Annotated in this window: 9 protein-coding genes; 7 read left to right on the top strand and 2 right to left on the bottom strand. The window is 60.6% G+C overall.

What is annotated here, in order from left to right:
- Positions 1–15: 15 nt before the first annotated feature.
- Positions 16–249, bottom strand: a complete 234-nt coding sequence (locus ACIREA_RS20845) for a hypothetical protein (protein ID WP_397384277.1) — start codon at positions 247–249, stop codon at positions 16–18.
- A gap of 72 nt (positions 250–321) precedes the next feature.
- Positions 322–573: a hypothetical protein gene (locus ACIREA_RS20840; protein ID WP_397384276.1), complete on the bottom strand. Its 252-nt coding sequence runs from the start codon at positions 571–573 to the stop codon at positions 322–324.
- A gap of 173 nt (positions 574–746) precedes the next feature.
- Here ACIREA_RS20840 and ACIREA_RS20835 point away from each other — a divergent pair, with 173 nt between their 5' ends.
- The 7 genes from ACIREA_RS20835 to ACIREA_RS20805 form a co-directional block, all read left to right on the top strand.
- Entirely contained in the window at positions 747–1313 is a 567-nt protein-coding gene (locus ACIREA_RS20835; RefSeq protein ID WP_397384275.1) for a DUF3341 domain-containing protein, read from the top strand.
- 174 nt (positions 1314–1487) lie between these two features.
- Entirely contained in the window at positions 1488–2012 is a 525-nt protein-coding gene (locus tag ACIREA_RS20830) for an RsbRD N-terminal domain-containing protein (protein WP_397384274.1), read from the top strand.
- Entirely contained in the window at positions 2009–3346 is a 1338-nt protein-coding gene (locus ACIREA_RS20825) for a sensor histidine kinase (RefSeq protein WP_397384273.1), read from the top strand. The genes ACIREA_RS20830 and ACIREA_RS20825 overlap by 4 nt, the downstream gene beginning before the upstream one ends.
- A 104-nt stretch (positions 3347–3450) precedes the next feature.
- Positions 3451–3978 (top strand): DUF4142 domain-containing protein, encoded by a 528-nt coding sequence (locus ACIREA_RS20820; RefSeq protein ID WP_397384272.1) that lies wholly within the window; start codon positions 3451–3453, stop codon positions 3976–3978.
- Between the two features lie 166 nt (positions 3979–4144).
- Positions 4145–4588, top strand: a complete 444-nt coding sequence (locus tag ACIREA_RS20815; protein ID WP_397384271.1) for a ferritin-like domain-containing protein — start codon at positions 4145–4147, stop codon at positions 4586–4588.
- Positions 4589–4741: 153 nt separating this feature from the next.
- Positions 4742–7447, top strand: a complete 2706-nt coding sequence (locus ACIREA_RS20810; RefSeq protein ID WP_397384270.1) for a chemotaxis protein CheB — start codon at positions 4742–4744, stop codon at positions 7445–7447.
- A partial coding sequence (locus tag ACIREA_RS20805; protein ID WP_397384269.1) for a PAS domain-containing protein occupies positions 7444–8264 on the top strand: 821 nt, incomplete at its 3' end. The genes ACIREA_RS20810 and ACIREA_RS20805, both read left to right, overlap by 4 nt.

Below are 8264 nucleotides of genomic sequence, written 5' to 3'. Positions count from 1 at the left end.
CCTGCTGAGATTCGTTCAAACGGCCTGCTTCTGCTCTGCGGCAGCGGTGGCCGCTGTGGTGATGACCTCGGGCGGTATCATGGCGGAGGCGCCGGTGTAGGCATTGATGGCGCGCTTTTGAGCGAGACCAGCCTCGGTGTCGTTGACCGATTTCTCGGCTTCGAGCGCCTCCTCCAGCAGCTGGCGTGCGGCCTCGACACTGAACCTGAGGGGTTGCGAAGTGATAGGCGGGGAAGGTGAGGGATTCATGTGTTGCTGGCAGCCTCGTCGGCAGGGACGGCAACTGCGATGGGGTGAAACCCTACTTCGTCGGGCTTCAGCTCAGGACTTCTTCAGCAGATTCTTCCACCAGGTGTCGTAGGCGGTCATCGGGGTGCCGAGCGGAGTGTGCTCATACAGCCATGTGAGGGGCTGGTAGAATGTGGTGACCAAATGGGGGGCGGGGCCTGTGATGCGCTGGCTGGAATACAGGGCCATCACCGGGCCGTGGCTCAGCAGATAGACGGCGAGGAGCTGAAGCAGCGTGAGGAGGCAGCCGGTGGATCTGAAGCGTCGGGGGGTGGTGGAACTCATGGGGAAAGACTAGCGCATCTGCTGCTGCGGCCAATGGGGTGAACACTCCATAGTGCAGGTGAGGGGTGCTGCGCATGGTGTGGCAGACGAGCAGCGGGGTGCATTCGGATCCGACCACCCGCTAGCTCTGCAGCGAATTCATTGCTGCCATCCACCTCTCAAGCCCAACCACCATGCCTCAAACTTCTGTCTTTTGTTTTGCCACCTCGCGCACTCAGGCGGGTTACATTGTTGATCAGCTCAGGGCTGCGAGATTCTCCAGCGATGATATTTCTGCACTGCTGACGGAGCAGGGCTCCGCGCAGGTGAAGCGCACCCATGTGCCTGAAGGAGTCGTGGCTGGGCTGGGCATCGGTGGGACGCTGGGCTGGATTGCAGGGATCGGTGTCCTTGCGATTCCGGGATTCGGCGAATTCATTGATGCGAGTCCCATTCTGGCGGCGCTGACGGGTACGGCGATTGGTGCGGTGTTTGGCGGAGTCTGCGGCGGATGGATCGGCAGGGGCATTCAGGAACGAGAAGACAGATGTGACCAGGATGTGCTGCAGGACGGCAGCATCCTGATCTCCGTGCATGCTGAGAACTCTTCCGAAATCACCCGTGCTGAAGTCATCTTTGCTCACGCAGGAGGGCAGGGAATCTGCACCCAGGGAGCAGCGGCTGATCCTGAGGATGATCGAGCCACGGAGATCATCGCCTATCCGACTGCGTCTGAATTGAGAGGTCCGGACCGGGGGTAGTCTGGAGACGTCCAGCATTCAGCCAGCAGCGCAGGGTTCACGCGGCTATGCGGGTTATACCCCATGGCGGACGTTGGGCGCGCATCCTAATTTTTTGGAAGCAGCCGAGGCAAGCGCTGCGCAGCCAACCAACCAAACCTGTGATCTGTTAACCAAGTGATGACCCCAACCCCCATGACTGCACCCACGATAACACCCCCTGAAGCTCCTCCTGCCAGTGTGAATGTCCAGTTGTCCGACTATCTCGGCACCCAGAAGGAGGTGATCATCAATGAATGGATGGTGCGAGTGCATGGCGACGCCGCCATCATCGCGAGCGAAAACCTGAACACTGTGGCGCTCAAAAATCATCTGCCTGAAATTTTTGATAACCTGGTTAAAACGCTGCGGTTTTATGGCAGTGATGTCGTGGCGGAGAAGTCACTCAAAGATGCGGAGGAACACGGCGCCACACGGCTGCGGCAGGGGTATGAACTGCCTGAAATGCTGCGCGAGCTGATGCACCTGCGCGCCATTTTGATCTACCACCTGCGTCAGTTCGAAGGCCTGCATCCGGAGTTTGGGGCGGCGTCCACGCTGTTCATCGCCGCGACGATGCATCGTTTCATTGATGAGATGATGATCGATGCCACGGAGGAATACCTGTGGTCGCAGCTGAGCCTGCAGGATCAGATTCACCAGGGGCGGACCAAGTGGTGAGCGCGGCCAAGGCAACGGCTCGAACTCGTGAGCAACTGAGCGCGCTGGCGGCGTATCTGGGCGAGCAGCGGGAAGTGATCTTGAAACGCTGGCGCACTGCGACGGAGAATGTGGCGGAACTGCATATCGCCTCATCATTGACGCGTCTGCAGTTCAACGACCACATTCCCGGCGTGCTGGATTCACTGGCCCTGAGGCTGCGCGCCTGGCCGCAGGTGGAAAGCCCGCAGGCGCAGAAGAATGAAAAGGACCAGGTGATCGAGCATGGTCTGCAGCGCTGGCAGCAGGGCTACCAGCTGCGCGAGCTGACGCAGGAGTGGGGCCAGCTGCAGATGGTGGTGATGGAGATGCTGGAGGCCTATGCGCCAGCGCATCCTGATTTGGAGCCTGCCGTCCTGCCGGTGGCGCGACGTGCGTGGGCGCAACTGTGCTGGGAAGGCATCAGCGACAGCGCCACGCAGTACTGGCGTCTGCATCAAGCGGAGGCGAACGGGCATGTGCGTGAACTGGAGCAGGCGCTGGCCACGCTGAATGACCTGGACCGCGCGCGTGCGGCCGCGTGGCGTGAAGCCACGCATGATCTGCAAGGCAGCCTGAGCGTGGTGTCCGGGGCGACTTCGGTGCTGGACCGCAATAACGTGACGGAACCGATTCGCCATGAGTTTGCCAGTTTGCTGCAGAAAGGCGTGTCATCTCTGAATGACATGCTCAAGGACCTGATGAGTCTGGCGCGGCTGGATGCGGGACTGGAAACTCGCAAGGTGGTGCCGTTTGATGCGGGGGTGCTGCTGGCGGATTTCTGCCTGACATCCACGCCACTGGCGCAGGCGCGCGGGCTGTATCTGAAGATGCAAGGGCCGGACTCCATGCGGGTGCATGGAGACCGTGCGAAGATCCAGCGCATCCTGCAAAACCTGCTGCTCAACGCGCTCAAGTACACGCAGAGCGGAGGTGTGACCGTGATCTGGGGGGCTGGCAAAAGTGGTGAAACGAATGACTGGATGTTTTGTGTGCAGGACACCGGTCCCGGACTGGACGCGGGCCCGGGCGCACCGCTGGCGCGGCAGCTTTATGAAGCCACGCAAACCGCGCATGCGGCGGATGATATTCATGCGCAAGACCGCACGGCGGGAGACCTGGCCAATGCACCCACGGTGCCTGCGCAGTCCGCCACGCTGCCGGCCAGCCAGCTGCCCGGAGAAGGCGTGGGGCTTTCCATCGTGAAGCGTTTGTGCGAGCTGCTGGATGCGAGTCTGGAACTGGAAACCAGCCCGGGTGCGGGCTCGACGTTTCGTGTGGTGCTGCCACGGCACTACAATAAGTGCGCGAAATAAAAAAAGAGTGGGGTTTCACCCCATGGTGAATGCAGCACGGGAACTCTAGCATGCGTCCGATGACAGCAACAACAGCGTCCTCAAAACCAAAAAACACAACAACCATGAAATCGAAAACCACCACCCTGTTCTCCGCATCCACACTCGCACTCTGCGCAGCGATGCTCTTCACTTCCCACAGCAGCGCCGCACCGAAGGACACCCTCGACGCAGCTGACGTCAAGTTCGTCAAAACAGAATCCGCCGCCGGCACTGCTCTGGTGAAAATCGCCGGACTGGGCGTGCAAAAAGCTGAGCGTGCGGACGTGAAGGCCTTCGCTGAAATGCTGGTCACCGACCACACCCAGGCGAACAAGGAGCTTGCTGGTCTGGCCACCACCAAAGGCGTGGAAGTCTCCGCTGTGATCAGCCCAAAACATGCTGAAGAATTCCAGAATCTGGAAAAGGCCACGAAGGCTGATTTCGACAAGGAATTCCTCTCCGACATCGTCAGCGGCCACAAGAAGTGCGTGAGCAAGTTCGAAGAAGCCGCCAAGGAATCCAAGGACAGCGACGTGAAGGGCTGGGCTGAAAAGATGCTGCCAACTCTCAAGGCGCACCTTGCCAAGGCCGAAGAACTTGCCGCCAAGTAATTTGCGCCCAAGGGGCAGGAAAGCAGCTTGTCTGATTTCCTGACGCACCTTGCACCGCAACAAGCTGTGGCAGTTGAGGCGACCCCCCGCCCGGCTGTCACAGCTCTTTTATTTCGGCGCTGCGACCGCAGGCCGCCAGACCCCCAATACCACACCCTGCCATTCCATGAGTGCCACTGAACCGACCTTTGACATGTGCAACGCGCTGCTGACGCTGGAGAATGCCGCCGTTGAGACCTACAGCCAGGTGATTGTCCAATATGACCCCGAGGCCGCCGACGCCGCGCTGGAGCGCATTCGTGCTGACCATCAGGCGAATGTTTTTGAACTGAACCGGTTCATTTCCGACCTGGCCATGGAGCCTTCAGCTGCCGGTGGAACATGGGCAGGCATTGAAGAGGCGCTGAAGGAGTCGGACGCGCTGATCGGTGAATCCCCCATTTTGAAATGCCTGCAGGCGGGCGAGGAGCTGGGCATCAGCCAGTATGAAAACGTGCTGGCGAGTGAGGACGTTTCCGAAGCGGCCAAGGCGCTGATCAAGCGGACGCTGCTGCCGATTCTCTCGGATCATCTCATTGACCTGCAACAGAGGCGTGACCAGGGGCAATGAATTTTGCATGCCCGCTGTGTTCTGCGCCAGCCGCCCCGGGGTGTTTTCTCCGGGCGCACAAGGTGCTGACCGTGCTCGACAAGGGGCTGAACATGGAGTCTGCTGGAGGCACAGTCGCCACCGAGACATCGAGGCGGGGCTCGTGACCGAGCCATGAAAAAGTCTGCACCACCTCCAGCGCCGAAACGCACGGCCAAAAAAGCGGCACCCGCGCCCAAGAAAGCCTCTGCATGCCCCATCGTTGGCATCGGGGCATCCGCAGGCGGGTTGGAGGCGCTGGTGCAATTTCTCGCGCATGTGCCCAAGGACAGCGGCATGGCGTATGTCATTGTGCAGCATCTGGACCCGACGCAGAAGGGCATGATGCCCGAGCTGCTGCAGCGTGCCACGAAGCTGAAGGTGATGCAGGTGAAGGACCGCACCCGGGCGGAGCCGAACTGCGTCTATGTGATCCCGCCGAACAGCGACATGTCCGTGCTGCGGGGCGTGCTGCACCTGATGGTGCCCGTGGAGATGCGCGGGCTGCGGCTGCCGATCGACTTCTTCTTTCGATCCCTGGCGGAAGATCAGCGGGAGCAGAGTGTGGGCATCATCCTCTCCGGCATGGGGAGCGATGGCACGCTGGGGCTGCGCGCCATCAAGGAGAAGGCGGGCATCGTGCTGGTGCAGGATCCTGCCTCGGCGAAGTTTGACGCGATGCCGCGCAGCGTGATTGATGCGGGGCTGGCGGACATCGTGGCCACGGCTGAAGAACTGCCGGAGAAACTCATCGCCTACCGGAGGCATGTGCCGCAGCTGGACAAGTCCGAGCTGCATCTGGAGGAAAAGGTGCAAAGCGCGCTGGAAAAGATCGTGATCCTGCTACGCGGGCACAGCGGGCATGATTTCACGCTTTACCGCCGGAGCACCTTGTACCGCCGGGTGGAGAGGCGCATGGGGATTCATCAGGTGGCCAAGATCAGCGGCTATGTGCGCTACTTGCAGGAGAATCCGCAGGAGCTGGGCATCCTTTTCAAAGAGCTGCTCATCGGTGTGACGAATTTCTTCCGCGACAAAACGGCGTGGGAGCAGCTGGCCACGAAAGCACTGCCGCTGCTGCTCAAAGACCGGCCCGCAGGCAGCATCCTGCGCGCTTGGGTGGCCGGGTGCTCCACGGGGGAGGAGGCGTACACGCTCGCCATGGTTTTCAAGGAGACCCTGAAGAATCTGAAGTGTGCGGATAACGTCTCGCTGCAAATCTATGCGACGGATTTGGACAAGGACGCCATCGACAAGGCGCGCCAGGGGCTGTTTCCTGAGAACATCGTCGCCGATGTGTCACCCTCCCGCCTGACGCGATTTTTCATCAAGGAAGAAACTGGCTACCGGGTGAACAAGGAGATCCGCTCCATGGTGGTGTTTGCGCCGCAGAACCTGATCATGGACCCGCCTTTCACGAGGCTGGATCTGCTGTGCTGCCGGAACCTTCTTATTTACCTCACGCCGGAATTGCAGAGGAAGCTTTTCCCGCTCTTCCATTACAGCCTGAATCCTGGCGGGGTGCTGTTTCTCGGCAGTGCGGAGAGCATCGGCAACTTTACGCACCTGTTCACCGCGCTGGCGCTGAAGGAGCGTATTTTTCAACGCAACGAAACGGCCATGCAGGGCAGCCACCTGGACTTCCCCGCCGTGTATGTGCCGACGCACACGATCCGCCAGGAGTCACAGCTTACAGCGCGCGTTCCGGCACCGAGTTTGCAGGCGATCGCCGATCAGATGCTGCAGCAGCGCTACGCACCGCCGGCCGTGCTGGTGAACGAGCATGGGGACATCCTCTACATCAGCGGCAAGACGGGGAAATTTCTGGAGCCCGCCGCCGGCAAGGCGAACTGGAATGTCATTGCCATGGCGCATGACGGGCTGCGCGTGGAGCTCTCCAGCGCGATGCAAAAGGTCATTCGCAAAAAAGGCACGGCCACTGTGCGTGGCATCAAGCTCGGCCCCCCGGCCGACACGCGTGCGGTGGACATCTTGGTGCAGGCCATTGAGGAGCCGAAGGAGCTCTTTGGCATGATCCTCATCGTATTTTCTGAAACCATCATCCCTGCCAGCTCACCGTTCGGCCGCGCGACCGGCAAGGCCGCATCCTCCAGCAGCGCGAGGCAGCGTGAGCTGCAGAATGAGCTGAAGCATGCGCGTGATGAGGTGCAGGCCGGGCGCGAGGAGATGCAGACCTCCCAGGAGGAGCTGAAGTCCATGAACGAGGAGCTGCAATCGACCAACGAGGAGCTGCAGTCCACGAACGAGGAGCTCATGACGTCGAAGGAGGAGATGCAGTCGCTCAATGAAGAGCTGCAGACGGTGAATGCGGAGCTGCAGGCGAAGCTGGACGAGCTCTCCGGCGCGAACAACGACATGAAGAACCTGCTTAACAGCACGGACATCGCGACGGTGTTTCTGGACAACGACCTGCATGTGCGCCGCTTCACGCTGCAGGCCAAGACGATCATCAAATTCATCGCCAGCGATGTGGGGCGGCCCATCACGGACCTGGCCTCCGACCTGCTCTATCCCGAGCTGGTCACGGACGCGCACGAGGTGCTGCGCACGCTGGTCTTCAGCGAGCGCTCCATCGCCACGCAGGACGGGCGCTGGTTCACGGTGCGCATCATGCCCTACCGCACGATGGACAACCGCATCGACGGTGTGGTCATCACTTTTGCAGACATCACTGCGGCGAAGAAAATCGAGGCCGATCTGCGCGAGCAGCACAGCCAGCTGACGCAGCAGGCCGTGGAGCAGAGCCGTGCCCTGGACAAAGCCCTCGGCAAACCCAAGGGCCGCCGCGTGGCCGCCCCACAACGGAAATCCAAATTATGAAACAACGTGCCATCGACCTGCGCCGCCGTGCTGAAAACCGGCTGCGGGAAATGCCTGCCAAAACCAAGCGTGCCACCAACGCTGCGGATGCGCAGCGCGCGCTGCAGGAGCTGCAGATTCATCAGATCGAGCTGGAGCTGCAAAACGAGGAGCTCAAGCTCACGAAGTCGGAAGTGGATGCAGGATTGGAAAAGTACACGGATCTTTATGACTTTGCTCCCGTGGGTTATTTTACGCTGAGCAGCGACGGCAGCATCCAGCAGGTCAATCTCACCGGCACCAGCATGGTCGGAGTGCAGCGCTCGCGGTTGCTGGGGCAGCGCTTTGGCGCGCTGCTGGAGCCCCGTGACCGCCGGGCCTTCAATGCCTTCCTGACGCAGGTCTTTGTGCAGGATGAGAAGCAATCGGGTGATTTCGAACTGCTGCGTCAGGACCAGCCGCCCCTCATCGTCAACATCGCGGCCAAGCGCCAGATCAATGAGAAGGAATGCCATGCCGTGGTCATGGACATCACGGACCGTAAAAAGGTGGAGGACATCCTGCGCCGCAATGAGGCGCTGTTCTCCGCACTGCTGAACCAGGCGCCCTTTGGCGTGTATGTGGTGGATGACCAGCTGCGCCTGGTGCAGATTAATCCGCGGGCGATGCCTTTGTTCAACAACATCGAGCCGCTGATCGGACGCTGCTTTGCGGAAGTGATCCGCCTGCTGTGGCCGAAGCGGGTGGCCGAGGCTGCGGAGAAACGCTTCCGGCACACGTTGAAGACGGGGGAGCCGTACCAGTCTCCGGAGTTTGTGGAAAGGCGCAAGGACACGCA

This window comes from Prosthecobacter sp., assembly GCF_044373815.1.
Classification (GTDB): domain Bacteria; phylum Verrucomicrobiota; class Verrucomicrobiia; order Verrucomicrobiales; family Verrucomicrobiaceae; genus Prosthecobacter.
Note: the sequence above shows the minus strand (reverse complement) of the source record. Positions and strands in the feature narration are given on the sequence as shown.